Here is a 26,933-nt window from a genome sequence, read left to right on the forward strand (position 1 = left end):
GCCGCCACGGCGCCTGCGGCGGCACTGCCTTCGGTGAAGCCGCCGGCCGTCACGTCGATCGTGGGCGCATCGTTGACCGGGGGTTCTTCGACCGGGGGCTCTTCGGTCGGCGGTTCGTCGACCGGCGGTTCCTCGGTCGGCGGTTCTTCGGTCGGCGGTTCTTCGGTCGGCGGTTCTTCGGTCGGCGGTTCTTCGGTCGGCGGTTCTTCGGTCGGCGGCTCTTCGACCGGCGGCTCTTCGGTCGGCGGCTCTTCGGTCGGCGGCTCTTCGGTCGGCGGCTCTTCGGTCGGCGGCTCTTCGGTCGGCGGCTCTTCAGTCGGCGGCTCTTCAGTCGGCGGTTCTTCGGTCGGGCCGTTCGTTGCCGCCTGATCGTCGTTGTCGGCCGCCCCGGCAAGAAACTCGGGAGGAATTGCAGCGCTCGATGCCGCAAACTCGAACTCGACCGGGTCGATACCCTCTGCGATCCGCAGCAGCCGTACGAAGCTGCTGCCTTCGCCACCCGCACCGCCCGCCAGACCGGCGGCCGGTTCCTCGAGGACGTCGTCGAGGTTGCCGCCTTCGTTCAGCGCGTCGATGACCTGCTGGATGGTGCCGTCGGCCAACTGGGCGTCGGGGGCGTCCGGGCGGGTGGCCTCGGACAGTTCTGCGCTCATCAATACCGACTGGCCGTCGGCGACCTGCAGCATGCTGCCGTCGATAAACGCGAGTTCGACCCGACCGCCAGCCGATGTGATCAGGGTTTCGCCTTCGAGCAGGACATCACCGGGCTTGAGTGCGCGCGTGTTGCCTTCCGCATCGCGGGCGAGTGCCCGGCCGCTGATACTGACGATGGTTGCGATTGCCTGTGCGTTTGCCATGTCCTGCTCTCCTGGTCTGCCATCCGTACGCCAACGGCGCCGGGTCGGGAAAATGCTTCGCTGGCAGGCAGACTAGAGGGGCGCCGGAACGGGGGCTATTGGACCAGTGGACAGGCCGTGACAAACCTCACACGGCCGACGCGGCCGCCGGCCTCAGCACCAGGGCGAGCTGCATGCGGTCACGCACGGCGAGCTTTTCGAAGATCGCGCTCAGGTGCGCCTTGACCGTGCGCTCGGTGATTGCCAACAGGGCCGCGGCTTCCTTGTTGGTGAGGCCACGCACCACCGCCGAGGCTACTTCGCGCTCGCGCTCGCTGAGCCGGGACAGCAAGGGTTGCGGATCGTCGGCGCGCATCGGCAGACGGGATGCGGTAGCGCGGATCACGCGTGCCATAAGCTCCGGCCCCACCCACAAGCCGCCGTGGGCCACCACCAGCGCCACCTCGCGCAACATGGCGGCAGTCGCGAACGCATGGCAATAGCCCTGCGCACCGGCCTCCAGGGCCTGCAGTCCCTCCGCCTGGTTGGGGACGTCCGAGATCACCACCACCTGCACCCCGGCGATGGCACGCAGCTGCGACACGCAATCCGCCCATCCGTCCGCGCCGGTGCTCACCCAGACCACCGCAGGCGGGTGGGTGGCCGGCCGGCCGGCCACCGAGGCGGCCGCCCGCGCGTCCGGGAAGGCCTCCGCCCAGCGCGGCAGCAAACGCGAATCGGGGGTGATAAAAAGGTGGGTGCTCATCGTTCGGTCAAGGCGTTGGCCTTCGCTCTCATGACGGGTTTGATCAGATAGGAAAGCACGGACTTCTTACCGGTGATGATGTCCACTTCGGCCACCATGCCGGGAATGATCGGCAGGTTCTCGCCCAGTCGGCTTTCGCGTGTGCGCACCCGGATGACGTAGAACGCATTGCCCTTGTCGTCGGTCACGCTGTCGGCGGAAATGTGCTCGACCACGGCATCGAGCCCACCGTAGATCGCAAAATCGTAGGCGGTGAACTTCACCACCGCGTCCTGGCCCGGGCGCAGGAAGGCAATGTCCTTGGGCGTGATCCGGGCTTCGAGGATCAACGCATCGTCGAGCGGCACGATTTCGACCACTTCCTTGCCGGGCTGGACCACGCCGCCGATAGTGCTGACCAGCAGACGCTTGACCGTACCACGCACCGGCGAGCGGATCTCGGCGTGCTTGACCCGGTCCTGCAGCGCCCGGCTGCCTTCGGACAGGCTGCCGAGCTTGTTCATGGTTTCCGAAAGCTCGTTGCGCAGCTGGTTACGGAAGTTCAGCTCGACCTCTTGCACCTTGCCGGTGGCCTCGACGATGGCCGACTGGATCCGCAGGATCTGCGACGAAGCCTGGTCGCGCTCGCCGCGCAAGCGTGACACGTCGCGCTCGAGCCGCAGCAGGTCGACTTCGGAGACGGCACCGGACGCAAGCAGCGGCCGGGTCACGCTCAGCTCCTGCTGCACCAGATCGTAGGATCGGCCCGCCTGCTCGCGCCGGGAACGAATTTCGTTGAGCTCCTGCTCGCGCTGGTTCAGCTGCTGACGGGCAATCGACAGCTGGGCCTCCATCTCGGCACGGGTAGACTGGTACAGGCGGCGTTCGTGGGCAACGATGTCGGGCACTTCGCGCTCGACCTCCGGCGCCATCACCAGCGGGGTGCCCGCGGTGAGCGCCTGCAGCCGCGCCGCCCGCGCCTGCAGGGCGAAGTACTGGGCGCGGTTTTCCTGCAGCGAGGATACGAAACGGGTCGGATCGATGCGCAACAGCAGATCGCCGGCATTGACGATCTGCCCCTCGCGCACCGGCATTTCCTCGACCACGCCGCCGTCGAACGACTGGATGATCTGCAACTGCGTGGATGGCACGACCTTGGCCTCGCCGCGCGTCACTTCGTCGATCGGCGCAAAGGCCGCCCACACCAGCAGGATGGCGAACGCTGCGGTCACATAGCGCAGCAGCAGCCGCGCACGCAACGGCTCCTGCTGCAGACGGGCCCAGTCGGCGTCGCCGGCCCAATCGAGCCCTTCCTCCCGCGTCGGCGGGATGAAGCGGGCAAACACCCGCTCGACCAGGGGCCGCAAACCCCGGTCCACTTTCGCCGACACGGTACCGACGCCCTTGAAGGCGCGACGCTGCAGCTCGCCATCCATCACAGCGCCCTCCCGATGCGACCCTGGCGCAGGGCCTCCACGACCTGGGCCTTGGGCCCGTCGGCCACCACCTTGCCGCCATCGATGACGATGATGCGGTCGGCCATGTCGAGCAGCGAGGTGCGATGGGTGATCACGATCATGGTGCGGCCCACCGCATAGCTGCGCAGTTGGGTCTTTACCGTCTCCTCGCTGGAGTGGTCCATCGACGCGGTCGGCTCGTCGAGCAGCAGGATGGGCGGATCGTTGATCACCGCACGGGCGATCGCCACGCCCTGGCGCTGGCCGCCGGACAGCGATTCGCCACGCTCCCCCACCAGCATGTCGAAACCGCGCGGATGAGCGTTGGCATGTTCGATCACGCCGGCGATGCGCGCCGCGCGCACGACCGCGGCGTCGTCGGCGAGCGGCGCCGAGAGTGCGATGTTGTCGCGCAGCGAGCCGTAGAACAGGGTCACATCCTGCGGCACGTAACCGATATTGCGCCGCAATTCGGCCGGATCCAGCTGGCGCAGGTCGATGCCATCGACCAGCAGCGCACCGCCGGTGGGCTGGTACAGGCCGAGGATCAGTTTTTCCAGCGTGGTCTTGCCCGAACCGATGCGCCCGAGTATGGCCACGTGCTCGCCCGCGCGGATCTTCAGCGACACGTTGCGCAGGGCCGGCGTGTCCTCACCCGGATAGGTGAAGCTGACATCGCGCAGCTCGATGTCGCCCTTCAGTCCCTGGCGGCTGATGAAGGCGCTGCCTTCCGGGCGCTCCACCGGACGTTCCATCAGTTCGTCGAGCGAGGTCAGGGCGGTGGCCGCAGTATGGTATTGGACCAGCAGCGCAGCAACCTGGCCGATCGGCGCCATCGCGCGCGACGACAGCATGTAGCAGGCGATCAGCCCGCCCATGGTGAGCATGCGCTCGTCGATCAGATAGACCCCGATCGCGATGATCACCACGCTTACGGTCTGCTGGATCCACTGCGCGCCGTTGGTCGTGGTCGCCGCCAGCAGGCGGAGCTGGGCGCCGACCCGGGCGAGCAATGCGGCACTGCTCTCCCATTTGCGCTGGATGGCGGATTCGGCGCCCATGGCCTTGATCGTCTCGATCCCCACCAGCCCCTCGATCAGGGTCGCATTGCGCTGCGCGCCGGCGCGATAAGTCGTTTCCGCCAGTTCGTGCATGCGCCCCTGCACCGTCATCGCATACGCCAGCAGCAGACAGACCCCGAGCACGAAGGGAATCAGCAGCTGCCAGCCGATCCAGCCGATCACGATCAGGAACAACAGCGCGAAGGGCAGATCGATGAAGGCCACGACCGTTGCCGAGCTGATGAAATCGCGCACCGATTCGAACGCGCGCAGGTTGGCCGCGAACGAGCCGGCCGACGCCGGACGCGCCTCCATGCGCAGGCCCAGCACCCGCTCCATGATGAAACTGGACAGCCGCACGTCGATGCGGCTGCCGGCAAGATCGACGAAATGGCCCCGCATCGTGCGCAGCACGAGCTCGGCGGTGATCACCGCCAGCACCCCGATCGACAGTGCCCACAGGGTGTCGATGGCGTGGTTGGGGACGACGCGGTCGTACACGTTCATCACGAACAGCGGCATCGCCACCGCGAAGAAATTGATCATGAACGCGGCGAGCAGGACGTCGCGGTAGAGCGCCCGGTTCTCGGCGATCACGCTCCAGAACCAGTGCCCCTGCCGGGCCTTGCGCACGCCGGGCGCACGGGCGTCGAAACGGTAGCCGGGACGCAGGTAGATCGCGTGTCCGGCGTAACGTTCGGCAAGTTCGTCGGCATCCATCGCGATCGCGGTGTCGCCCAGCTCGGGGAACACCACCTGAGCCTGAGCGAGATCGTCCGACCAGCCCGCGAGCACGCAGGCACGTTCATCCTTGAGCAGCAGCACGGCCGGCAGCAACGCGGCATTGACCCGTTCGAGCCCGGTACGGACCACCCGACACTGGAGGCCGGCACGGCTGGCGGCACGCGCGAGCAGCGACGGCGACAGCCTGCCGTTCTCGAGCGGCAGGCCCGACAACAACGCATCCGGCGTCAACGCGGCACCATGACCACGGGCAACGAGCAGCAGACAACCCAACAGGGCGTCATCGACCAGGCGTTGATCACGCGGGGGAGCGACACCATCGGCCGGCCGCGCTTCCCCGCCCGCGAGGGCCAGCCCTTCTTGCTCCTGCCTGGAATCCTTCACACCCACTCCGCTTGAACTTCAGATTCGAGTCGAGCGCCGATTCTAGACAGGATTGGCGGTCCGTCGACAGATAGTTGAGCCCGACCGGCAAAAACCGCACAGTCGGCGCCCCGAATCGGGGAACGCTTCCTCGCCCGCACTTGTGGCGCGCCGCCACCGGTCGCAGAATGCAACGGCGAAGCCCACGCAGATCCGATGACAGCGGAGAACGCCATGCACAGCGAACAACGACGGCACTACTCGCGCATCCGGTTCAGTGGCAATGCCCGGCTATTGGTGGCCGACCGGCAGCTGCCGTGCGCGGTACTCGATCTCGCGCTCAAGGGCGCTCTTGTCGAGTTGGAAGAAGATCTCCCGGCAATGGCGGACGACGAGCACTGCCTGCTCGAAATCACCCTCGCCGGGAACGCCGTCGTGGTGCGCATGGAGGCGACCCTTGCCCATCGGTGCGGCCATCAGCTGGGTCTGGTCTGCCGCGAGATCGACCTCGACAGCATCACCCACCTGCGGCGCCTGCTCGAACTCAATCTCGGCGACGCCGAACTGCTCAACCGCGAGTTGTCCGCGCTGATCTCGGCCTAGATGCGGGCGGATTGCGCATTCATGCTCACTTCGGCAGTGGCTCCTTGTACTCCTCCACCTTGATCGCGCGCACCTGGTAGCCGGCGTTGCCGAGGTCGGACTCGAAGCGCGCCACATTGATCACGCCGTTGACCCACACCGGCATCATGTTCAGCTTCGCCGTCACCGGCTGGTCGGGCATCACGTGGATGAGCTGGTTGGCCGGCGGCGGCGGGACGTGCACGCAGGCGCCGAAATACGGTACCAGCAGGAACTCGCGGATCATCTTGCCATCGGTTTCGAGCGGCACGATGAAGCCGGGGATGCGAATGCGCTGGCCATTGAAGCGCTCCACCAGCGGCGCCCGATCCCATTCCTCGCGCATTTTCTGCATCGCTTCGATCGCGCGCGGATCGCTGTCCTGCAGTTCGCCGAGCTTGAGATCGGCGAGGAACTGCTCCGGATGCCAGTCGGCCGGGATCAGGTCGTCCCAGCTGATCTCGCGAAAGTCACCGCTGCCGCCCTTGCCCGGGGCCACCAGACGGTCGCCGACCTGATAGCCGTCGGCTGCGGCCGGCGCCGTCTTCTGCGCCAGCGCAAGCTGCGCGGACAATCCCACCACCACTGCCAGCAGCGCGGCAACGCGTTTCAGATGTTTCATGGTCAGATCCTGATCGTCATGCCATCGGCCACCGAATAGCGGTAGGCCTGGATACCCGGCACCAGGCTCGCCAGCATGCTGGCGGCGAATACCGCGCCGAGCAATGTCCATTCTGACACCGACGGCCAGCCCGGGGGCCAGCCCGTGGCCAGATGGAGCCCGAACTCCGCCGCGAGCCATGGTGCCAGCGCGGCGCTTGCACCATAGACCAGGACCAGGCCACAAACGATCCCGGCCAGCGCCAGCGCCATGCTCTCGAGCGCGAGCAGGGCCAGAATCTGCCGCGGACCGGCGCCAAGCGCGCGCAGGATCGCCAGTTCGCGACGACGTTCCCCAAGGCTGGCGACCATCACCGCGACCAGCCCGGCGAGGCCGACCACCACCACCAGCGCCGACACCGCGAGCAGCGCCTGCTCGGCGATGCCGACCAGGCCCCACAGCTCCTGCAGCGTCGCCCCGGGCAGGATCGCAGTCAGCGGCTCGGTCGCGAAGGTGTTGATCTGGCGTTGCACGCGGAACACGGCCACCCGGCTCTTGAGTCCGACCAACGCAGCGGTGACCGTCTTCGGGCGGAGATCGAACTTGCGCACATGCTCCGGCGCGATGCTCAGCCCCGGAATCGGCGCCCCGCCTTGCCAATCGACATGGATGGCCTCGATGCCTTCCAGACCGACCAGCAAGGAACGATCGACCGGCGTGCCGCTGCGCGCCAGGACGCCGACCACGGTAAAGGGCTTGTCCGCATGGTCGGCAAAGCTCACCCCCCCTCCGCTGCCATGGCTGAGCACGACGCGGTCGCCGGCGCGGTAGCCGAAGCGCGCCGCGACCTCGGCACCGATCACCACCTCGAACAGCCCCTCGGGCGCAGCCGCAAACGGGCGGCCGGCGGCGAGGACGAGGGGCCGGTCGAGGCCGTAGCGGTAGCGGCTGAAGAACTCCGCCGTGGTGCCGACCACGCGGAAGCCGCGATGCGAGTCGCCCAGCGAGATCGGCACCAGCCAGTCGACCTGGGGTAGCGCCGCGATCCGCTGCAGGCTGTCCCATGAGACATTGTTGGTAGCGTTGCCCATGTGGAACACCGAGTACAGCAGCAATTGCACCGGGCCGCTGCGCGCGCCGACGATCAGGTCCGTCCCCGCGAGGGTGCGGGCGAAACCCTCGCGGGCATCGTTGCGCAGGCGTTCGACCCCGATCAGCATCGCCACCGCCAGCGCGACCGCGATCACGGTCAGCGCCACCGACAGCCGGCGGTTGGCCACGCTGCGCCAGCTCAGATGCCAGATCGGGCTCACTGCGCCGCCCCGGCCGCGGCCTGGTTGATGTCGCTCAAACAGAGCACCCGATTGAAGCGCGTTGCCAGTCGCGCGTCATGGCTGACGAACAGCAACGCCGCTCCCGCCGCCGCGCATTCGCCCAGCAGCAGGTCGAGAAAACCGGTCTGGCGGTCGGCATCCAGAGCGGAAGTCGGCTCGTCGGCGACCACCAGCCCGGGCTGCCCGATCAGCGCCCGCGCCGCCGCCACGCGCTGCTGCTGACCCACCGACAGGGCGGAGGCCGGACGCTCGAGCAGTTCCGGGGCGAGATCGAGATGCCCCGCCAGCCGCAGCGCCTCGTCGGCAGGCGAACGTCCGCTGCGCCGCAGCCGCTCGCGCCGCGCCGCCGAGAAACGGCATGCCAGCAGGATGTTGTCGCGCGCCGACAGATAGGGCAGCAGGTTGAAGAGCTGGAAGATGAAGCCGACGTGATCGGCCCGATAGCGGTCGCGCGCGGCCGGCGACAGCGCCGCGAGCGTCTGCCCGGCCACGCTGACCGTGCCCGCCGACGGTGGCAGCACCCCGCCGATCAGCGACAGCAGGGTGCTCTTGCCGCTGCCACTCGGGCCCTGCAGGAAAACGCGCTCGCCCGGCGCCAGTTCGAAGCGTTCGATCGCCAGGCAGTCGGTCGCCGCGCCCGGCCAGCGCAGCCGTACATCACGCAGTGCAACGGCAGGAGGGGTCACAAGGCAAGCGAGCGCTGCTGCGCGGTGAGCGTGGCGGCACTCTGGCCGCGCGGCGAGACACGCTCGGCGCGGATCCGGCGCGTGGCCGGAAAGGCGTCGAAGATCCTGACCTCGAGGCGATCGAGCGCAGCCGGGGCGGTGCAGCGCACGGTGTAGGTCACGCTCAGTTCGGCGTGCCCCGCCGGGTCCGCGGGTGCCTGCGCGCCGTTCCCACCGAACGGAGGTTCGAGCGCGGTCTCGCTCACCGTGCAGCCCGCGGCGGCAGGCAGTGCGAACAGCCGCTCGAAGTTGTTCAGCGTGCGCTCGGCATTGGCCAGCGCCGAGCGCTGCCGGTCGGTACCCGGTGCATGTTCGAAGCCGACCAGATTGTCGAGCGGACTGGCGAATTCGATCTCGAGCATTTCGCCCTCGATCGCGACCCGCAACTCGGCGACGCCGTGTTCATGCGGCGCATGGGCGTGCTGCGCAAGAGCCGCAGTGGTGCACAACAGGGCGGCGGCCAGACCGGACAAGCGTCGCTTCATGGCATCTCCATCACGAACCGGATATTGGGTAGTGCAGCTGGTATGCGACCAGGCGGACACAAATGCTACAATGTTGCAGTTCCAACCGCAAACTGCGAGGCATCAATGACCTCTGCCCCAAGCACCCGCACCGCGCAGCGCGGCGATGCCCACATCGCCACCCGCGACCTGATTGCCGCCCACGGCGGGCGGGTTACCCGCACCCGGATCGCGGTGATCGAAGCCCTGCAGGCCAGTGTGCAGCCGATGTCGCACGAGGAACTGGGCGCCTGCCTCGCCGCACAGGATGTCCCGCATGATCGGGTTACGCTCTACCGTGCCCTCGACTGGCTGGTCGAGCAAGGTATTGCGCGCCGGATTGCGGGCAGCGACCGGGCCTGGCGCTTCGAGGCGGTACGGGCCGACAGCCACCGCCACGCCCATTTCCACTGCGACCGCTGCGGCCAGGTGATCTGCCTCGAAAGCCTGGAGCCGGCGGTCGCGGTGGCGCTCCCCGACGGCTACCGGCTCGATCGCGCCGAACTGGTGTTTCACGGTGCGTGCGCGACCTGCGGCGCGCAACGCCTGGGCCCCGATGCCGCGAGCAAACGCTGAATGAATACCCTGAACCCGGCGCAGCCCCGGCGATGAACCATAGCCACCAACACTCCGCTCCCCGCCGCGCCGCCGCGCTGCCCCCGAGTCCGCTCGGCACCGGCCTGGGCACGCGGCTGGCGATCGCCGCCGCTGCCACCGGTCTGCTGTGGCTCGCCGTCCTGTGGGCGCTCGCCTGACATGCAACCGTCCGTCCCGCCCATGATCCGCTTCGACAACCTGACCCTCGGCTACGAGCGTCATCCGGCGGTGCATCACCTGACCGCCGCCATCCCAGCGGGCGCACTGGTTGCCGTGGTCGGCCCCAACGGTGCCGGCAAATCCACGCTGCTCAAGGGCGTCGCCGGCGAACTGCGCCCGATCGGCGGCCACATCCACCTGCCCGAACTGCCGCGTGGCGGCATCGCCTACATGCCCCAGCGCAGCGAGATGGACCACAGCTTTCCGGTGTCGGTGTTCGACATGGCGGCGATGGGCCTGTGGCGCGAACTGGGCCCCTTCGGCGGCGTGAGCCGGGCCCAGCGCGAGCGCGTGGGCCACGCGCTCGAAGCGGTGGGCATGTCCGGCTTTGAGGCGCGCCCGATCGGTTCATTGTCGGGCGGTCAGTTGCAGCGCGCCCGCTTTGCGCGCCTGATCCTGCAGGACGCGCCGATCATCCTGCTCGACGAGCCCTTTGCCGCGATCGACACCCGCACCGTGGAGGATCTGGTGCACCTGATCCTGCACTGGCATGTCGAGGGCCGCACCATCCTCACCGTGGTGCACGACTTCGAGCAGGTGCGGCGCCATTTCCCGACCTGTCTGCTGCTCGCGCGCGAACTGGTTGCGTTCGGCCCGACCACCCAGGTCATGACCGACGTCATGCTCGCCCGCGCCCGCCACCTGTCCGAGGCCTTCGACGACAATGCGCGCGAATGCCACGTCGAGGAGGCGGTATGAGTCTCTACGACCTGCTGATCGGCCCGTTCGCCGATTTCGGCTTCATGCGTCGCGCGCTCGCCGGCTGCCTGGCGCTATCGCTCGGGGCCACCCCGGTCGGGGTGTTCCTGCTGCTGCGCCGGATGAGCCTGATGGGCGACGCGATGAGCCACGCGATCCTGCCCGGCGCCGCGCTCGGCTACCTCGCCTTCGGTCTGTCGCTGGGGGCGATGACCATCGGCGGCATCGTCGCCGGGCTGGTGGTGGTGTTTGCCGCCGGGCTGGTGACGCGGGCCTCCATCCTCAAGGAGGACGCCAGCCTCGCCGCCTTCTACCTGCTGTCGCTCGCCGCCGGGGTGATGATCGTGTCGCTGCGCGGGCGGAATCTCGACTTGCTGCACGTGCTGTTCGGCTCGGTGCTGGCACTCGACGACAACTCGCTGCTGCTGATCGCCGCCATCACCACCGTGACCCTGCTCGGCCTCGCGCTGCTGTTCCGCCCGCTGGTGCTGGAGTGCTTCGACCCCGCCTTCCTGCGCGCGGTCAGCCGTTGGTCGCCGGTGGCGCACTATGGCTTCCTGCTGCTGGTGGTCCTGAACCTGGTCAGCGGTTTCCACGCGCTGGGCACGTTGATGGCGGTCGGGATCATGATCCTGCCGGCGGCGGCGGGACGCCTGTGGGCACGCAACCTGCCGATGCTGCTGTTGCTCGCGAGCAGCTTCGCGCTCGGCGGCAGCGTGGTCGGCCTGCTGGTGTCCTACCACGCCGACGTCCCCGCCGGCCCCGCCATCGTGCTGATGTGCGGTCTGGTGTATTTCGCCTCGCTGCTGGCCGCACCCGGCGGCCTCCTCGCCGGCCGCCTGCCGGTGCGCAAACACCTCGAATCCTGAACCTGCGGAGTCCCGATGCCCTCGCTTTCCCGCGCCTTCGCCAAAGTCTTTGCCATCCTTGCACTGAGCAGCGCAATGGCACACGCGGCACCGGTCGAAGTGACCGCGAGCTTCAGCATTCTCGGCGATTTTGTCCGTCAGGTCGGGGGCGAGCGGGTCGTGGTCCAGACCTTGGTCGGGGCGGACGAGGATGCCCATGCGTTCCAGCCGCGCCCGTCGGACACCCGCCGCATCGGCAGCGCAAGGCTGGTGGTGGCCAACGGCCTCGGCTTCGACGACTGGGTGACGCGCCTCGCCCGCTCCGGGGGCTACACCGGCACCGTGGTCATCGCCAGCATGGGCGTGCACACCATCGAGATGGCGAGCGCCCATGACGACCATGGCCACCGCCACGGCGCCGGCATCGATCCCCACGCCTGGCAGGACGTCGGCAACGCGCAGCGCTACGTCGCCAACATCGCCGCGGCCCTGATCGCCGCCGACCCCGAAGGCGCCGCCCACTATCGCGCCAACGCCGAACGCTACCGCGGCGAACTCGAGGCGCTCGACGCCGACATCCGCCACGCCCTCGATGCCCTGCCCGAAGCCCGGCGCAAGGTGGTGAGCTCGCACGACGCCTTCGGCTATTTCGGTCACGCCTACGGCCTGCAGTTCCTGGCCCCGGTGGGCGTGTCCAACAATGCCGAACCGACCGCGCAGGGCGTGGCGCGGCTGATCCGCCAGCTGCGCAAGGAAAAGGTGCCTGCGGTGTTCATCGAGAACGTGGCCGATCCGCGCCTGATCGAGCGCATCCGCGCCGAAAGCGGTGCCACCGTGGGCGGCACGCTGTATTCCGACGCGTTGTCGGCCGCCGACGGGCCGGCGCCGGACTATGTGGCGATGATGCGCCACAACCTGCGCACCCTCACGGCTGCGCTTCGAGCCTCGCCGCCAGCCCGCTGAGGCGCCGGGTACGCAGCGCGCAGCCGGCGGCGAACACGCGCGCCGGCCCGGCCAGCGTGACCCGGCGCGCCGCCCGCGTCACCCCGGTATAGAGCAGTTCGCGCGTCAGCACCCGCACCGGGGTCGCCGGCAGCACCAGCAACACCTCGTCGAACTCCGAGCCCTGGCTCTTGTGCACGGTGAGCGCAAACGCGGTGTCGTGCGCCGGCAGCCGCAGCGGCGCGATGCTGCGGTAGCCGCCGCCGGGCTGCGGAAAGAACACCATCAGCTCGCCGCCGGGCGCCGGCAGGCACAGGCCGATGTCGCCGTTGTAGAGGCCGAGCAGCATGTCGTTGCGCAACACGATCACCGGCCGGCCGAACCACGCGTTCCCCGCCCCGCGTTCCGCCGGCTGGTCGAGCGCGACCCGCAGCCGCCGTTCGAGATGCAGATTGAGCGCCGCCAGCCCGCGCGGCCCCTCATGCACCGCCACCAGCACCCGAAAGTGGTCGAAGGCGGCAAAGGCGGCCGCCACCCGCGCCTGCGGATCGGCCACCGGTGCGTGCAGCGCGGCAAAGTAGTCGGCGTAGCCGGCTTCCATCGCCGCCAGCGTGGCCGCGCACGGACGGGCGCCGTCGTCGTCGATCCAGCGCACCGATGCGTCGGCGCCGGCACGCAGCCAGTCGAGCGCAGCCGTGCCCGCACCGGCGTTGATGTCCGCCGCCAGCCGGCCGATGCCCGAATCGCGCCGGAAGCGATGACTCTCGCTGAGCCAGATCACGCTGTCGGCAAGCGCCGCCGCCGGCCCGGAAACCGGCAGCGCAGCATGCAGGACCGGCTCCGGCGTCCCGCTCAGGGTCGCCAGACGGGCGATCATGGCGGTGCTGAAGCTGCGTCCGGCAGAGAGCTCGGCGAACACCGCACCCGCTTCCACTGCGGCGAGCTGGTCCTTGTCGCCGAGCAGCACCAGGCGGGCGTCGGGGGGCAGCGCGTCGAGCACCCGGGTGGCGAGGGCGAGATCGAGCATCGACGCCTCGTCCACCACCAGCAGGTCGACCGCGAGCAGGTTGCCCGCATGGTGGCGAAACCGGCCCGCCTCCGGCGTCACCCCGAGCAGGCGGTGCAAGGTGTGGGCTTCGGCCGGCAGGCGCGCGCGCACCGTGGCCGGCAGTTGGGCGGCACGCGCACGCAGCGCCTCCAGCATGCGCGCCGCGGCCTTGCCGGTGGGGGCGGCGAGCGCGATGCGCAGCTTGGGCGCGAGTTCGAGCAGACAGGCCAGCAGCGCGGCCACGGTGGTGGTCTTGCCGGTTCCGGGCCCGCCGCTGATCACCGTCAGCCGGCTGTGGAGCGCGAGCGCGACCGCCAGCTTCTGCCAGTCGGGCGCAGCATCGACACGCGCCGGAAAGAGCGCCTCCAGGGTGGCGTGCAAGCGATCCGGCACGGCCGCGGGCGGCATCCGCGCGCGCCCCACCAGGGCGCCGGCGAGGCGCTGCTCGAGGTCGAAGAAGCGGCGCAGATAGAGCCGGCCGTCGGCATCGAGCACCAGCGGATGCGCAGAAGCGGACGGCGGCAACGCTGCCACCTCGACGGTGACGCCGCTGTCCACCAGCAGGCGGCGCAGCTCCCCGGGCGGGCAGCCGACGGCGTCGGGCGCCGCCAGCTGCTCCAGCGCCAGGCACACATGGCCCTCGGCGGCGGCGAGCGCCAGCGCACGCGCCACCGGCGCCAGCACCGCAAGGGCCGCGGCCGGCGCACCCAGCGCGCGCGCCCAGTCCTGCAGATGCGCGGCAAAGCCCTCGGCGAGGTCGAATTCGGGAGACACGCGGGAAGGGGTCCCGGGCGCCGCGGCGGCGAAGGCGTCGACGGCCGGCATCAGTTCGCTCCGTTCACGTCAGGGTGGCCGCAACCCGCGCCGCGAGCAAGGCGTCGAGCGTTTCGATCACGGCCCGCGGGGCACGGTGGCGGAACACCCCGGCCGGCTGGCCCGCCACCTTCCACCCCGGCCGCACCCCGCGCACGAACAGATAGAGCACGCCGCCGAAGTGGGTGTCGTAGTCGTAGCCGGGCAGGCTGCGCCCGAGGTGACGGTGCACCGCCACGGTGTAGAGCAGATGCTGCAGATGGTAGCCGTGGCCCTGCATCGCGGCGTCGAGCGCAGCCGGACCGTAGTCGGCCGGGCGCTCACCGAGGTGGTTGGACTTCCAGTCGAGCACCCAGAAACGGCCCGCGTGCTCGAATACCAGATCGATGTAGCCCTTGAGGTAGCCGGCCAGGTCGGCAAACCCGAGTCGCGGCATGCGGTAGCCGTGGGCCGCGAGCCAGGCGTTGAGCGCGGCGGCCGACAGCTGCGGGGCGGGCAGCTGGAAGCCCAGCTCGACCATGCGCCGGGCGGGCGCGACCGCGGACAACACCAGCGCGCGGTCACCCGGCGCGTCGACCAGCGGCGTGGCCAGAACATCGTCGAGCAGATGGCGCAGCATGCGCGGCAGCCGGGCGCGCTCGGCGTCACCGGCAACGTGCTGCGGATGGGCGCGCAGCGCCGCATCGATGGCCGCGTCCCAGCCCGCCGGGTTGCCGAAGTCGATCTGCTCGAAGACCGCGTGCAGGCAGTCGCCCGCCACCGGTCCGCGCGGGAAGCGCAGGATGTCTTCGGCCGCCGGCACCCCGACCGGCCCCGGATCGTCGTCCGCCGCCGCGGCGGGCTCGACCTCGGCGGCCACGATGCGGGCGTCGTGATCGATCGCCGCGTCTTCGTGGCCGGCACCCGAGATCAGCGCGCTGAAGCTGCCCATGCGCCAGCCGACCGGCACCTGCGGCGGACGCTGCGCACGGGGCAGGCGCGGGCCGGCAGCGGCCGCCGGCAAGGGCTCGCCGTCGCCGGCGGGCAGGTCGTCGAGCGCCATCACCGGCGCACCATCGACCACGCAGCGGGCGACCAGGCTGCGCCAGTGCGCATCGATCTCGGCCGGATTCGATTTCTGCTCGCGCCAGGCGTCCACCGCGGTGCCGGCCCCGGCCACCATCCAGTTGAGCAGGCTGCGCGCACTCTCGCTGTAGCCCGGCCGGCCGAAGCTCATCGTGGCGTAGCAGCCGACGGTGAGGTAGCAGCGATGCACGGCGCGGGTCAGCGCCACGTAGATCAGACGCAGGTCCTCGGCCTGGCGCTCGCGCAGCAGCCGGTTGGCGACATCGGGGTCGGACGCGGCGGCAAGGCGGTAGTCGAGCACCAGGCGGCCGTCGTCGCGATGCCAGGCTCGCATCGGTCCGCCCCCGGTCCGGGGCGGATGGCCGTCGAACAGGAACGGGCAGAACACCACGCCGAATTCCAGCCCCTTGGCGCGGTGGATGGTGACGATCTGCACCAGGTTGCGGTCGGACTCCAGCCGCAGCTGCGCGGCGTCGCCTCCGCCCTGGTCGCGCCGCGCGGTGGCCAGCGTGCGCAGCAGCACCTCGGCGGAGGCGCCGCCCGCCGCCTGCTGCAGCAGTTCGGCCAGGTGCATCAAATTGGTCAGGCGGCGCTCGCCATCGTCGCGGGCGAGCAGGCGGGTGGCCACGCCCTCGTCGCTCATCCAGCGCCGCAGCATGACCCCGAAGCCGTGGCGCAGCCAGGCGTCGCGCCAGCGCGAAAAGCGTTCGAGGAGATCGAGCAGGGCGTCCTCGTCGGCGGCGAGCGCAGCCAGTGCCGCCGCATCGCGCCCCATCAGCGTGGTCGCCAGCGCGGCCTTGACCCGGCGCTCGCGCCCCGGCTCGCTGATCGCCAGCAGCACCCGTTCGAGTTCCTCGGCATCGTCGGTGGCGAACACGCTCGCCTGCGACAACTCCACGCTGCCCACGCCCATGCGCGCCAGCGCCTGGCGCATGCGCGCGCCCTGGCCGTGGCTGCGCACCAGCACCGCGATGTCGGCCGGGGCCAGGCCGCGCTCGCCGATCCGCACCCGACCGACCGCGCCGGCGGCGAGCAGGCGGGCGATCTCGGCCGCGGTCGCCGCCGCCGCACGCTGCATCGCCAGCGCACGCGGCAGGCGGTCGCCGCCCTCCTCGCCCTCGTGCGCCTCGTCGCGCGGAATGCGCCACAGGCGCAGCGCCGCCGCGCTGGCGCCGGACGGGGTGTCGTCCACCAGCGGCGGGCGCGCCCGCTCGCCGCGACCCACCGCCCGATAATCCAGCCCGTCGAGCATGAACACCTTCGGGTTGGCGCCGAACAGGCCGTTGCAGGCCTCGATCAGGGCCGCCGCCGAACGCTGGTTGCGCCCCAGGCTGTAACGGGCATCGGCGGTATCGCGGGCGGCGAGGTAGGTGAACAGGTCGGCACTGCGGAAGCTGTAGATCGCCTGCTTGGGGTCGCCGACCAGGAACAGGCTGCCGTGACGCCCGTCGCGATGGTAGATGTGGTCGAAGATGGCGAATTGCAGCGGGTCGGTGTCCTGGAACTCGTCGATCAGCGCCACCGGATAGCGCGCATGCAGCGCCGCGCCCAGCCACTGCTGGCGGCCGGAGGTGAGCGCTTCATGGGCATTCCACAGGATGTCGTCGAAGGCGATCAGGCGGCGCTCACGCTTGCGGCGGCGCAGCTCCTCCGCCCCTGCTTCCAGGAAGCGGCGCAGCAAGGCCAGGCGCGCGCCCTCGAGCATGCCGTCGGCGCGCTCGCGGGCCTCGATCAGGGCGGCGGCGGCGTCGAAAAAGGCGTGCTGCGGAGGCGCGATGCCACGCTTGATGCCGTCCTTGGTCGCCTTCGCGGCCAGGGTGTCGGCGGCCAGCAGCTGCAGCTTGCGCTCCTTGTCGACGGGCAGTGGATGGCGCGCATCGCCGGCACCCAGCCAGTCGTCCCATTGCTGGTGCGCACGCTCGATCGCGTCCGCCTTGTAGCTGCCCTTGTGCAGCCCGTCGGCCGCCGCCACCAGCGCCGCCATCACCGCGTCGCCCCCGGCCCACTGCGCGCACGCCGCGCGATAGGCACGGGCGAGATCGTCGCCGGCGCCATCCAGCGCGCCCGCCGCGACACCCTCGTCCCACAACACCTCGGCAAGCGGTCGCGCCATCGCCGCCTTGAGGTACTCGGCCCACAGGTCGGGGCAATCGCCCCGTTGCAGCAGCAACTCGACCAGCACCGGCGGCAGGCTGCCGCCGGCCACCTCGCGGCGCCAGAAGTCCTGCGCCACTTCGATGCGCAGCGCGCTGTCGTCCTCGGTCAGTTCGAGCGCATAGGGCAGACCGGCGGCGAACGGGGTATCGGCGAGCGCACGCTGACAGAAGCCGTGGATGGTGAAGATCGCCGCTTCATCGAAAGTCTGCAATGCGTGGCGCAGGCGCTGTGCCATCTGCTCCGGGGCGACACCGGCCGCGGTCACGGTACGGATCAGTTGCGGCACGAACAGGTCGGCGCCGGGATCGCCGCCATCGAGCACGCGCAGGGTGTCGACGATGCGGTCGCGAATGCGGGTGGCCAGTTCGGCGGTGGCGGCCCGGGTAAAGGTGACCACCAGCAGCGCGCCGACCGGGAGGTCGCGTTCGAGCAACTGGCGCAGGTAGAGGCCGCAGATGTTCCAGGTCTTGCCGGTGCCGGCCGAGGCCTCGATCAGGCCGATGCCGTCGAGTGCGCAGGTGAACACATCGAGGTCGGAGGAGGACATCGGTCGGTCGGCCCCGGGGCTCGGCGCGGGGCTCAGCCCGCGCCGCGCGTTCCCATCGCCTCGCCCATGCGGACCGGACCGGCGGGCGCCCAGGCGGGATCGAAATTCAGCCGCGGGCGCGGAAACAGCATCACCACGGTGGAACCGAGCAGGAAACGACCCATTTCCTCGCCCTGCTTCAGCACGATCCGGCGGTCGTCGTAACGCCACTCGCGCACCGCGGCCAGGCGCGGCGGATTGACCACCCCGTGCCATACCGTGGCCATGCTACCGACGATGGTGGCGCCGACCAGCACCAGCACGAAGGGGCCGAACGCCGACTCGAACACGCACACCACGCGCTCGTTGCGAGCGAACAGGCCGGGCACGCTGCGCGCAGTGGTCGGATTGACCGAAAACAGCGCGCCGGGCACGTAGATCATCCGCGTCAGGCGGCCGTCGCACGGCATGTGGATGCGATGGTAGTCGCGCGGGCTGAGATACAGCGTGGCGAAGCTGCCATCGTCGAACCTCGTGGCGAGCTCGCGGTCGCCGCCGACCAGCGCGGTGGTGCTGTAGGCGTGGCCCTTGGCCTGGAAGATCTGGTCGCGCTCGATCGCACCGAACTGGCTGATCGCCCCATCGACCGGGCTGATGAACTCCGCAACCGCCAGCGGCCGCACACCGGCGCGCAGCGGACGGGTGAAGAATTCGTTGAAACTGGTGTAGCTGCGAATATCCGGGTCCGCGGCCTCGTCCATATTCACGCCGTAGCGATGGACGAACCAGTCGATGACACGGGTGCTGAGGCCGCCGGCCTGCAGGCCCGCCAGCTTGCCCGCCAGCACGGTGATGGCCTGCTTGGGCAGAAGGTACTGGGGCAGGACGGCAAGGCGGTCGGACACGGCGGGATCCAGGGCGTTGAACAGCCCGGGATTATGCCCGATTCCGCCGGGCGAGCAGCGCGCCAGCCGGGACACCCATACAATCTACCGGGCGGGCGCCCGAGGCGGTTAGAATCTGGGATGCCGCCGCCATCCGGCTTCCGTCACATAATGCATATCGTTGTGGAATGAGCGCGCGGTCGTCCCCCTGGAGGCCCCGTCGCACGGAGGCAGATGGACTGCAGGCGCCGACTCGGATACACCCTGGAGACCGACCATGCCGACCCCTCAGTGGCGCACAATCGTATCGAAGGCAATTGCATGCACCGCGTACCGGCGGCCTTCGCTTGCCCTTCTTGCCCTGGTGCTATGCACTGCCGGCGCGCGCGCCGACGATTCCGCCATGCCGATGTTCCGCTTCAACGGCTTCGGTACCCTGGGCGTGGTGCATTCCAGCGAAGACAAGGCGGACTTCGTGGCCAGCAACATTCTCGCGCTCAACGGTGCCGGCCATACGCACACCTGGAGCGCCGACGTCGACAGCCTGATCGGCGCGCAGGTCAGCGCCGCGCTCACCCCGCGGCTGTCGGCGATCCTGCAGGTGATATCGCGACAGAACTACGCCAACAGCTACCGGCCCCAGGTGGAGTGGGCGAATGTCAAATACGCGTTCACCCCCGAGTTCAGCGTCCGCGCCGGACGCGTGCTGCTGCCGGCGTTTCTGGTTTCGGACTATCGGGCGGTCGGTTACGCCAATCCATGGGTAAGGCCGCCGATCGAGGTCTATACCCTGGTGGCCAACAGCTACAACGACGGCGTGGAGGCCAGTTACCGCGTGCATGTCGGTGAGTTCATCAACACCGTGCAGGGAACCTACGGCACCAGCGAGCTGGAAAGCCCGGCCGGCGGCGGCACGATCGACGGGAAGGATGTCTGGAGCGTGGCCTATACCGGCGAATACGGCGCCGCCAGCGTGCACCTCGCCTATATCGAGGCCACCGTGAGCCTGAAGGCCCTCGACCCGCTCTTCGACGGATTCAGACGGTTTGGCGCGGAAGGGATCGCGCTCGCCGACAAGTACGACGTCGACGACAAGCGCGTCACCTTCATCGGGGTCGGCGCCAAGTACGATCCGGGCGCCTGGTTCCTCATGGGCGAATGGGGAACCCGCGACACCCGTTCGGTACTGGGCGAGCGGACTTCCTGGTACGTGAGCGGGGGCTACCGGCTCGGCGATGTCACGCCGTACGTGACGTACGCGGAGTCGCGAGCGAACAGCAAAGACTCCGACCCGGGCTTGAGCCTGACGGGCTTGCCGCCCGCCGCGGCGGCGGCTGCCGCCGGCCTCAACGCCGGCCTCAACGCGGTCCTGGAAACGATTGCGGTGCAAAAGAGCGTTTCCGTCGGTGCGCGCTGGGATTTCGCCGCGAGCACCGCGCTCAAGCTGCAGTTCGATCACATCCGTCTCGGCGCCAACTCGTCCGGCGCCTTGATCAACCTCCAGCCCGGCTTTCGGCCGGGCGGCACCGTCAACGTGTTCAGCGCCTCGCTGGACTTCGTATTCTGATGGCACGTCCGCCCGTCGTGACCCGCATCGGCATGACGCTGATTGCGCTGGCCGCGGGCCTGGGCGCGGGTGCGGCAGCGGCCGACGTGGTGGCGGTGGTTTCAAGCACCAATCCGGTCACCACGCTGGCCAAGCATCAGACCGTGGATATCTTCCTGGGCAAGACGAATCACTTCCCCGACGGACGCCAGGCCGTACCGATCGATCAGGTCGAAGGTTCGTCCGCACGTAACGAGTTCTATGCCCGCTTCGCCGACATGTCGCCCGCGCAAGTCAAGGCCCATTGGTCGAAGGTCATCTTCACCGGCCGCGGCATGCCGCCGCGGGAGGCAGCGGACAGTGTCGAGGTGAGGAACTTCGTTGCCGCCCATCCCGACGCCATCGGCTACATCGACCAGGCCGTGGTCGACGACAGTGTGAAAGTATTGCTGGTCAAATAGCCGGGTCGGTGCCGCCCGCTACAGATCGCTCGGCTGCGTCCGCAGCAGTTCGGCAATCTGCCCCGCAGGCAAGGGGCGATTGAGGTAGAAACCCTGGAACTGGTCGCAGGCGTTGTCGCGGACAAAGTCGGCCTGCTCTTTCGTTTCCACCCCCTGGGCCACGAAGGTGCGACTCAGCGCCCGGCCCATCGCGATGATTGCCTCGGCCAGATTCTTGTCATCGGCGACGGTGGACACACCGCGAATGAAGGACCGGTCGATCTTGATCGTATCGAGCGGGAACTGGCTGAACGTCGCAAGCGCGGAATAGCCGAACCCGAAATCGTCGATCGCGATCCTGACCCCCAGGGCCTTGAGCCCGTTCATGACCCCCACGGCCCGTTCGACATTGGACATCAGCGTCGCCTCGGCGATCTCCAGCTCGAGCAGATGCGGGTCCATGCCGGTATCGGCGAGCGTTGCCGCCAGGGTCGGCAGCAACTGGTCGTCGGAAAACTGGCTCGCCGTCAGATTGACCGCCATGATCAGCCGCGGCAGGCCCTGCATCTGCCAGGCCACGTTCTGCTGGCATGCGGTGCGCAGCACCCACCGGCCGATCGGAATGATCAGACCGCTTTCCTCGGCGACCGGAATGAACTGCATCGGCGCCACCATCCCCAGCGCGGGATGCCGCCAGCGCAGCAAGGCCTCCACGCCGGTGATGCGCCCGCTGGGGATATCCCGCTTGGTCTGGTAGTGCAGCTCGAACTCATCCTGCGCCAGCGCCTGCCGCAGGCCGGATTCCAGGCTGAGCTGTTCGAGCGCGCCGAGGTTCAGCTGCTCGGAGTAGAACTGGAAATTGTTCTTCCCCACCTCCTTGGCCCGGTACATCGCGACATCGGCATGCTTGGTCAGGGTCTGCTCGTCGAGGCCGTCCTGCGGGTAGGTACTGATCCCGATACTTGCCGTGACCCGGAATTCCTGACCGAACAGGACGAAGGGCCGGGCCACGGCGGAAAGGATCTTCTGCGCCACCGTGGCGACGTATTTTTCCTCGGTCAGTTCGGGAAGCAGGACGATGAACTCGTCGCCGCCGAGGCGGGCGACCGTGTCGCTCTCGCGCAGGCACGCCTTCAGTCTTGTTGCGACTTCCTGCAGCAACTGGTCGCCGGCCTCGTGCCCCAGGGTGTCGTTAACATACTTGAAGCGGTCCAGATCGAGAAACAGCACCGCCAGTTGTTCGTTGTAGCGACGCGCGCGGGTGATGTTCTGACTGAGAAGTTTGCCGAACAGGCTGCGATTCGGCAGCGTCGTCAGGCCGTCATGATAGGCGAGGTACTCGACCCGCGCGGTATGCGCAATCTGCTCCTCGACCGCCTGGCGTCGGCTTAAGGCGAGTTGCCAACTCGTGCGGCCAAGCAGGACGAGCACCAGGATCAACACCACGCTGCCGCCGAGGGCGCGCCACAGGTAAACATGGATGTGCCGCCGCGTGTCCGCCAGCTGTTCGTCGGCGGACAGGCCGACAATCACCGCCAGCGGGAAATCATAGAGCTGGCGTGCACTGGTATAGCGCTGCACCCCGTCCCAGGCGTTGGTGGCGAGCGCGGTTTCGATTCCCGCCTCGTCCTCGGAATGAACCTTCACTGCGGTGAAATCGGTCAGGTCGCCGGAAGACACCGTTTCTCCGCTGCGCCGGGCAAGAAATACGCCATCGGTGCCGAGGACGCCGATAACGCCATGTTCGCCCAGCTTGGAGGATTCATAGCCGCTGACGAAGTAGGCCGCATCGACCGACACCATCACCACCCCGGCGAAGCTGCCGTCGGCCGCATCGAGCCTGCGACTGAAGCGCAGCGTCCATAATCCGGACTCGGGGTGCGGTTGCGGCCGACCGACCGAAAAGTCGGCCGTGTGACGCTGACGCTGGAAGTCGTCGTGGTCGCCGACATTGGTCACCGGCGGCGGGCGGGTGCTGGCCACGATCGCGCCGGTGTCGTCCGCAATACTGACGACGAACACCACGTTCGGCAGCAGCATCGCCCTCGCGCTCAGCTCCTGGAGCACGTCCGGCCGGTGGTCGCGCTCGTAGGTGTACTTGACCACTTTCAGGGTCTGATCGATCTCGCGCAGCGCACGCACGACCTGCGACTCGTAGGTCGCGGCCAGTTCGTGGCTCGACAGGGCAATGGTGTGCTCGGCGGCGCTGCGCTCGACCCCGATCAGGTTCAGGGTCGTTCCCCAGATCAGCGTCAGCGCGACAATGGCGATCGCCGGAAACAGGATGCGCGGTTCCGTTGCCGGGTCCAGCCCGCGCCTCAGGGCGCCGACGGCCCACCCCCGTCTGGCTTCCAGCGCAGTTCGCAGCGCGTGGCCGAGCGCCGTAAATCGGGTCGTCATAGTAAGACAGAAGCATCCATGATGCTGACAGTATCCCTCATTTTCGTGCTGACGCCGGGTGCGGCAACAAGCGCCGGCACCTGCTCGCCGACCTGCGCCGCGCTGTCGTGGATCTCGACGGCTGCCATTCCTTACCCCAGCCGTGCATCCTCCAGCCGCTCTAGCAGCGGCCGGAACACGCGCCTGGCGGTATCGAAAAAGGCTTCGTCGAGCGCATCCCCACCGCCACGCAGCGCAAGCCGGTAGGCCGGGTCACGGGCCTCGCCGAATTCGGCCCGCTGTCCGCCGCTCCATCTCGTCCGCGCCCTCGCCGTGTTCTCGCCATTGGCCATGTAGGCCCAGGCCGATTTGGGAAAGAAGTGCAGCGGCGTGCACAGGCCCGACCGATACAGCATCAGGAGGTCGGCGAGGCTGGCGCGGGCGGCGTGCGGCTCCAGCGGGTGGAGACGGAAATGACCGTCGCGCGACAGCCCCAGGGTTACCCCCCGGGCGCCCGGCGCGGGTGCCGCGCACAGCATGAGGTGGGCCAGCCAGGCGCCGAGGTAATCCACCGCCCGGGTATCGTCGTAACGATGGTAGAGCAGGCCTTGTCCATGCAGGTCACCGAAGGCGGCGCTCAGGGTCCAGCCCTCGCCGTCGAGCTCGAAGTCGAGCGTCGGCGCATGGGGTGGCAAGCGCTCGCCGGCGGCCTCGCGCACCGCGCGGGCGTGGCTGCACAACAGCGCGAGTTCGCGTTGCAGTGCGCCCTCGCCCGGTGCACCGTCCGGATACTCGGCGCCGGCGCGGGCCAGCGCAAGGAGGTCCGGATCCGCCGAGCCGGGGGCAAGGCGTTCGGCGTTCCCGGCAAGCAGCGCCGGCAGCAGGCGCGCGGCGAGGGCTTGGCGCCCCGGCCAGTCGGGCACGAAGGGCTCGACGTCGTCCAGTTCCTCGTCGGCCTCGGGCAGGTCGAGGCCGAGCCGCTCGCGCAGCAGGAAGCGGCAGGGATTCCGGAAGAAGCGGGTGAGCTGCTCGAGGCTGACGCTGCGCCAGGCCGGCTCCGGCGACGGCAGCGCGTGCTCGAAGAACGGGCGCAAGGCGACGGCGGGCGTGTGCTGCCCGCCCTCATCCTCGCCGTCGCCATCGCCGCCGTCATCGTCGGTCGCGGCAAAGGCCGGCCCGTCGGCGGGAATCGCGATCGCCCGCCGCAGGCGGGCGGCGAGCGCCGCCGCGTAGTCCTCGTTGAAACTCGTCAGGCGTGGATCCGCATCGGGGTCGGGGACGAAATAGTCGACCGAGAAGGCCTGCAGCGGATGATGCACGGTGAGCCGCCTGCGTGCGGCCGCGAGCGCCTCGGGCCGTGACGGCTGCTCGGCGCAGGCCGCAGCCAGGGTGTCGAACAGTTCGTCCACCAGCACCGAGGGCGGCAGCGCAGCGCCATCGCGCACGCTGCGCCCGACATGCGATAGATGCAGCACCTCACGCGCCGACAGCACCACATCGAGGAACAGATTGCGGTCGTCGAGCCGGCGCTGGCGATCGCCGCGCTGCGGACGTGAGGCCATCAGGTCGAACTCGGCCGCGCGGTCGCTGCCGGGGAAGGCGCCCTGGTCGAGCCCGATCACGCACACCACCCGGTAGGGAAGACCGCGCAGCGAGGACAACGCGGAGAAGGTGACGCTGCCGCCGGGCACGCCGCCGCGCGCCGGGTCGTCGAGGCGGGCGGTCAGGGCCGGATGGACCACGTCGAGGGCGGCCCGACCTTCGCCGTAGCCCGCGGCCATGTCGTCGGCCAGGGCGTTGATCGCGGTGCGCACCTCGCGCAACGCCTCGGCCCGCTCCGCCGCCTCGCCGACCAGGCGATCGAGCGCGTCGATCAGGACGCCGCGCCAGCCCGCCGCGTCATGCGGGCGCAGCAACTGGTCGCGCAGCTGCCGCAGGGTGTCGGCATAGCGCCAGAAGCGACCCAGGGCGAGGCCGGCACTGCCCTCGGGCGCGCCGGCGCCGATGCGTCCGGCGAAGGGCGCGGCCGCGGCCGCATCGCCCGCCGCCCAGGCCAGGAACAGGCGGTGCAGTCCCTCTTCCAGCGTATGCCGCGGGCCGGCGTCGGCGCCCGCCGCCTGCGCCGCATCCAGCCCCCAGCGAATGCCGGCCACGCGCATCCAGTCGTGCACGGTCTCGAGTTCGCCTTCGCCGAGGCCGAAGCGCGCCGCCACCACCGGCTGCTGCAGCAGGTCGAACACCCGGCTCGCCGGAAAACGACTCGCGACCAGGGTCAGCAGGCGATCGAGCGCCTGCGCCACCGGATTCTCGCGGGTGCTGCCGAGGCCGGTGATGCGCCACGGAATGCGCCGGCCCGCCGGGGCGGTACCGAACACGGCCTCGATCAGCGGTGCGGTGGCATCCAGATCCGGGGTCAGCACCACGATCTCGTCCGGGCGCGGCGGGTTGGCGCCCTTGAACAGCCCGAGCAGGCGATCGTGCAGCACTTCGAGTTCGCGCGTCCGCGAGTGGCACACGTGCACTTCGATGCTGCGGTCGGCCGCCGCCAGCCGGATGTTGCCGGGCTCGAGGTCTTCCAGGTCGAGAATCGCGTTATGCACCCGGGCGAGCAGGTGACGCCCCGGATGGGGCGCGAACAGCGCGTCTTCCACCACCGCGTGCTCGCCCTCGAACAACAGCCCGATGTGGGCCTGGGTCTGCTGCCCCCAGGCCGCGAGCAGACGGTTGCCGGTTTCGTGGAACAGATCGTCCTGGCGCGCGGCCAGCCACGACAGCCGGCGCGCGTCGACGATCTCGAACCAGAACTCGCGGCACGGGTTGAGCACATACAGGCGCACGTCCACCACCCGCGACAGCTCGCGCAGAATCTCCAGGTACAGCGGCGGCAGCGCCGGCAGGCCGAACACATGCACCGTGCGCGGCAGCCCGGTGGCGGCGAGCGCGGCTTCGTCCATGGTCGCCACCCGGCGCAGGAAGAGCGCCGCCGGGTGGCTCTGGCGCAACGCGAGGCCGTCGTGGATGCGTCGCCACAGTTCGGCCTGCCAGGCCTCGTCGGCGCGTTCGGAGTCGGTCGGCGCACTCAGCCCGGCGCCCTGCTTCGCCGCCCAGCGCTCCAGCCAGTGCGGGCGGTAGGTCAGGTAGTGGTCGAACACGCGGGCGATGCGCTCGGCCAGTTCGAAGCGCATTCTCGCATCGGCTCCGTCGAGGTAGCGCGCCAGGCGCGGATGCGCCTGCACCCATGTGCCCGCGGGCGAGTCCGCGTCGATCAGCGCGAACACCCGCCACGCCAGCAACGCCGGCGCAAACGGCGAGCGCGCCGGGACCTCGACCACCCGGCCGATCTGCTTCCACAGCCACTGCGCCAGATAGTCGAAGCCGACGTTGGCGCAGATGCCCTCGCGATCGGCCACCGCCAGTTCCACCCGCCGGCGCAGCGCACTGCTCGGCACCACCACCTCGCGCACCCCGAACGGCCCCGGCCGCTCGTCGGCGAGACGGTCGAGCAGGGTGTCGATAAGAATCTCGAAGCGGTTGGAGAAGACGATGGAGAACATGGAGCTACCGGAAACAGGGCCGGCGAATGATGGCCGAGCGGGGCGCTCCTGTCATCTGCGATCCACCCGCACCGCGCCGGTGCGGGCGTGCAGCGCCGCGCACCTGGGAGGCTGTCGGACTTGAGCGATCGTCACGAGCCGAGTGGGACAGCGAGGACAGATTCGACCGAATTTGGGGCGCATGCTCGTTCCATGCAACGAAAAAACGGGCGGATATGGACCGCTT

At 69.4% G+C, this 26,933-nt stretch carries 21 protein-coding genes and 2 pseudogenes; 9 read left to right on the plus strand and 14 right to left on the minus strand.

The genetic code is table 11. The features are described 5' to 3' along the window. Positions 1-178: 178 nt before the first annotated feature. Positions 179-577: pseudogene (locus AC3A35_RS11960) on the plus strand (hypothetical protein); the annotation flags it as partial. Here the strand turns inward: AC3A35_RS11960 and AC3A35_RS11965 are convergent. The 4 genes and pseudogenes from AC3A35_RS11965 to AC3A35_RS11980 form a co-directional block, all read right to left on the minus strand. Then, positions 486-857: pseudogene (locus AC3A35_RS11965) on the minus strand (retention module-containing protein); the annotation flags it as partial. The pseudogenes AC3A35_RS11960 and AC3A35_RS11965 overlap by 92 nt on opposite strands. Positions 858-984: 127 nt before the next feature. Next, positions 985-1,602, minus strand: coding sequence for a response regulator transcription factor (locus tag AC3A35_RS11970; protein ID WP_487436325.1), 618 nt, complete (start codon positions 1,600-1,602; stop codon positions 985-987). Next, complete coding sequence (locus tag AC3A35_RS11975) at positions 1,599-3,017, minus strand: HlyD family type I secretion periplasmic adaptor subunit (protein WP_487436326.1); 1,419 nt, start codon at positions 3,015-3,017, stop codon at positions 1,599-1,601. The genes AC3A35_RS11970 and AC3A35_RS11975 overlap by 4 nt, the downstream gene beginning before the upstream one ends. After that, positions 3,017-5,227 carry a type I secretion system permease/ATPase gene (locus tag AC3A35_RS11980; RefSeq protein ID WP_487436327.1) on the minus strand — a complete coding sequence of 737 codons (2,211 nt, stop codon included), beginning with the start codon at positions 5,225-5,227 and terminating at the stop codon, positions 3,017-3,019. The genes AC3A35_RS11975 and AC3A35_RS11980 overlap by 1 nt, the downstream gene beginning before the upstream one ends. A 213-nt stretch (positions 5,228-5,440) precedes the next feature. On the opposite strand from AC3A35_RS11980, the gene AC3A35_RS11985 reads away from it, so the two are divergent. After that, a complete protein-coding gene (locus AC3A35_RS11985) occupies positions 5,441-5,809 on the plus strand; it encodes a PilZ domain-containing protein (protein WP_487436328.1) in 369 nt (122 codons plus the stop codon). 25 nt (positions 5,810-5,834) lie between these two features. Here the strand turns inward: AC3A35_RS11985 and AC3A35_RS11990 are convergent, their stop codons facing one another. Genes AC3A35_RS11990 through AC3A35_RS12005 form a run of 4 tightly spaced genes read right to left on the minus strand, consistent with a single transcriptional unit; the run spans position 5,835 to position 8,972 of the window. Continuing rightward, positions 5,835-6,449 carry a DUF3299 domain-containing protein gene (locus AC3A35_RS11990; protein ID WP_487436329.1) on the minus strand — a complete coding sequence of 205 codons (615 nt, stop codon included), beginning with the start codon at positions 6,447-6,449 and terminating at the stop codon, positions 5,835-5,837. A 2-nt stretch (positions 6,450-6,451) separates the two neighbouring features. Continuing rightward, positions 6,452-7,741: an ABC transporter permease gene (locus AC3A35_RS11995; RefSeq protein ID WP_487436330.1), complete on the minus strand. Its 1,290-nt coding sequence runs from the start codon at positions 7,739-7,741 to the stop codon at positions 6,452-6,454. Beyond that, positions 7,738-8,448 (minus strand): ABC transporter ATP-binding protein, encoded by a 711-nt coding sequence (locus tag AC3A35_RS12000; RefSeq protein ID WP_487436332.1) that lies wholly within the window; start codon positions 8,446-8,448, stop codon positions 7,738-7,740. The genes AC3A35_RS11995 and AC3A35_RS12000 overlap by 4 nt, the downstream gene beginning before the upstream one ends. After that, complete coding sequence (locus tag AC3A35_RS12005) at positions 8,445-8,972, minus strand: DUF2796 domain-containing protein (protein WP_487436333.1); 528 nt, start codon at positions 8,970-8,972, stop codon at positions 8,445-8,447. Before AC3A35_RS12005 ends, AC3A35_RS12000 begins: the two co-directional genes overlap by 4 nt. Before the next feature lie 105 nt (positions 8,973-9,077). Here AC3A35_RS12005 and AC3A35_RS12010 point away from each other — a divergent pair, with 105 nt between their 5' ends. From AC3A35_RS12010 to AC3A35_RS12030, 5 genes are read left to right on the plus strand one after another with little or no spacing between them, the layout of a single operon-like run. Continuing rightward, positions 9,078-9,566, plus strand: a complete 489-nt coding sequence (locus tag AC3A35_RS12010; protein ID WP_487436334.1) for a Fur family transcriptional regulator — start codon at positions 9,078-9,080, stop codon at positions 9,564-9,566. Between the two features lie 32 nt (positions 9,567-9,598). Next, entirely contained in the window at positions 9,599-9,745 is a 147-nt protein-coding gene (locus AC3A35_RS12015; RefSeq protein WP_487436335.1) for a hypothetical protein, read from the plus strand. A gap of 1 nt (position 9,746) precedes the next feature. Next, positions 9,747-10,505: a metal ABC transporter ATP-binding protein gene (locus AC3A35_RS12020; RefSeq protein ID WP_487436336.1), complete on the plus strand. Its 759-nt coding sequence runs from the start codon at positions 9,747-9,749 to the stop codon at positions 10,503-10,505. After that, the gene (locus AC3A35_RS12025; RefSeq protein WP_487436337.1) at positions 10,502-11,374 is read left to right on the plus strand and encodes a metal ABC transporter permease; all 873 of its coding nucleotides are present in this window, start codon (positions 10,502-10,504) and stop codon (positions 11,372-11,374) included. Before AC3A35_RS12020 ends, AC3A35_RS12025 begins: the two co-directional genes overlap by 4 nt. Before the next feature lie 15 nt (positions 11,375-11,389). Next, positions 11,390-12,316 (plus strand): metal ABC transporter solute-binding protein, Zn/Mn family, encoded by a 927-nt coding sequence (locus AC3A35_RS12030; protein WP_487436338.1) that lies wholly within the window; start codon positions 11,390-11,392, stop codon positions 12,314-12,316. Here AC3A35_RS12030 and recD read toward each other — a convergent pair. The 3 genes from recD to asd are packed head-to-tail and all read right to left on the minus strand — an operon-like array spanning position 12,279 to position 18,809. Then, the gene (gene recD, locus AC3A35_RS12035; RefSeq protein ID WP_487436339.1) at positions 12,279-14,168 is read right to left on the minus strand and encodes an exodeoxyribonuclease V subunit alpha; all 1,890 of its coding nucleotides are present in this window, start codon (positions 14,166-14,168) and stop codon (positions 12,279-12,281) included. The two genes, AC3A35_RS12030 and recD, sit on opposite strands and share 38 nt — an antisense overlap. Positions 14,169-14,181: 13 nt before the next feature. Next, the gene (recB, locus tag AC3A35_RS12040) at positions 14,182-17,925 is read right to left on the minus strand and encodes an exodeoxyribonuclease V subunit beta (RefSeq protein WP_487436340.1); all 3,744 of its coding nucleotides are present in this window, start codon (positions 17,923-17,925) and stop codon (positions 14,182-14,184) included. A gap of 32 nt (positions 17,926-17,957) precedes the next feature. Continuing rightward, positions 17,958-18,809 carry an archaetidylserine decarboxylase gene (gene asd, locus AC3A35_RS12045; RefSeq protein WP_487436341.1) on the minus strand — a complete coding sequence of 284 codons (852 nt, stop codon included), beginning with the start codon at positions 18,807-18,809 and terminating at the stop codon, positions 17,958-17,960. Positions 18,810-19,065: 256 nt separating this feature from the next. Here asd and AC3A35_RS12050 point away from each other — a divergent pair, with 256 nt between their 5' ends. Then, positions 19,066-20,355 carry a porin gene (locus AC3A35_RS12050; RefSeq protein ID WP_487436342.1) on the plus strand — a complete coding sequence of 430 codons (1,290 nt, stop codon included), beginning with the start codon at positions 19,066-19,068 and terminating at the stop codon, positions 20,353-20,355. Further along, positions 20,355-20,795: a type 2 periplasmic-binding domain-containing protein gene (locus AC3A35_RS12055; protein ID WP_487436343.1), complete on the plus strand. Its 441-nt coding sequence runs from the start codon at positions 20,355-20,357 to the stop codon at positions 20,793-20,795. Before AC3A35_RS12050 ends, AC3A35_RS12055 begins: the two co-directional genes overlap by 1 nt. A gap of 18 nt (positions 20,796-20,813) precedes the next feature. Here the strand turns inward: AC3A35_RS12055 and AC3A35_RS12060 are convergent, their stop codons facing one another. Genes AC3A35_RS12060 through recC form a run of 3 tightly spaced genes read right to left on the minus strand, consistent with a single transcriptional unit; the run spans position 20,814 to position 26,707 of the window. Then, positions 20,814-23,174, minus strand: coding sequence for a putative bifunctional diguanylate cyclase/phosphodiesterase (locus tag AC3A35_RS12060; protein WP_487436344.1), 2,361 nt, complete (start codon positions 23,172-23,174; stop codon positions 20,814-20,816). Further along, positions 23,171-23,302 (minus strand): hypothetical protein, encoded by a 132-nt coding sequence (locus tag AC3A35_RS12065; RefSeq protein ID WP_487436345.1) that lies wholly within the window; start codon positions 23,300-23,302, stop codon positions 23,171-23,173. The genes AC3A35_RS12060 and AC3A35_RS12065 overlap by 4 nt, the downstream gene beginning before the upstream one ends. Positions 23,303-23,305: 3 nt before the next feature. Continuing rightward, positions 23,306-26,707 carry an exodeoxyribonuclease V subunit gamma gene (gene recC / locus AC3A35_RS12070; protein WP_487436346.1) on the minus strand — a complete coding sequence of 1,134 codons (3,402 nt, stop codon included), beginning with the start codon at positions 26,705-26,707 and terminating at the stop codon, positions 23,306-23,308. Positions 26,708-26,933 lie beyond the last annotated feature (226 nt).

The sequence above is a fragment of the Azoarcus sp. Soil_N_20 genome, from assembly GCF_057656155.1.

Coding starts and splice junctions, on each gene's coding strand:
- AC3A35_RS11990 (WP_487436329.1), bottom strand. CDS start 6,449: ATGAAACATCTGAAACGCGTTGCCGCGCTGCTGGCAGTGGTGGTGGGA.
- AC3A35_RS12015 (WP_487436335.1), top strand. CDS start 9,599: ATGAACCATAGCCACCAACACTCCGCTCCCCGCCGCGCCGCCGCGCTG.
- recB (WP_487436340.1), bottom strand. CDS start 17,925: ATGTCCTCCTCCGACCTCGATGTGTTCACCTGCGCACTCGACGGCATC.
- recC (WP_487436346.1), bottom strand. CDS start 26,707: ATGTTCTCCATCGTCTTCTCCAACCGCTTCGAGATTCTTATCGACACC.
- AC3A35_RS12010 (WP_487436334.1), top strand. CDS start 9,078: ATGACCTCTGCCCCAAGCACCCGCACCGCGCAGCGCGGCGATGCCCAC.
- AC3A35_RS12030 (WP_487436338.1), top strand. CDS start 11,390: ATGCCCTCGCTTTCCCGCGCCTTCGCCAAAGTCTTTGCCATCCTTGCA.
- AC3A35_RS11970 (WP_487436325.1), bottom strand. CDS start 1,602: ATGAGCACCCACCTTTTTATCACCCCCGATTCGCGTTTGCTGCCGCGC.
- recD (WP_487436339.1), bottom strand. CDS start 14,168: ATGCCGGCCGTCGACGCCTTCGCCGCCGCGGCGCCCGGGACCCCTTCC.
- AC3A35_RS12005 (WP_487436333.1), bottom strand. CDS start 8,972: ATGAAGCGACGCTTGTCCGGTCTGGCCGCCGCCCTGTTGTGCACCACT.
- AC3A35_RS12050 (WP_487436342.1), top strand. CDS start 19,066: ATGCCGACCCCTCAGTGGCGCACAATCGTATCGAAGGCAATTGCATGC.
- AC3A35_RS11975 (WP_487436326.1), bottom strand. CDS start 3,017: ATGGATGGCGAGCTGCAGCGTCGCGCCTTCAAGGGCGTCGGTACCGTG.
- AC3A35_RS12060 (WP_487436344.1), bottom strand. CDS start 23,174: ATGACGACCCGATTTACGGCGCTCGGCCACGCGCTGCGAACTGCGCTG.
- AC3A35_RS12025 (WP_487436337.1), top strand. CDS start 10,502: ATGAGTCTCTACGACCTGCTGATCGGCCCGTTCGCCGATTTCGGCTTC.
- AC3A35_RS12065 (WP_487436345.1), bottom strand. CDS start 23,302: ATGGCAGCCGTCGAGATCCACGACAGCGCGGCGCAGGTCGGCGAGCAG.
- AC3A35_RS11985 (WP_487436328.1), top strand. CDS start 5,441: ATGCACAGCGAACAACGACGGCACTACTCGCGCATCCGGTTCAGTGGC.
- AC3A35_RS12055 (WP_487436343.1), top strand. CDS start 20,355: ATGGCACGTCCGCCCGTCGTGACCCGCATCGGCATGACGCTGATTGCG.
- AC3A35_RS12020 (WP_487436336.1), top strand. CDS start 9,747: ATGCAACCGTCCGTCCCGCCCATGATCCGCTTCGACAACCTGACCCTC.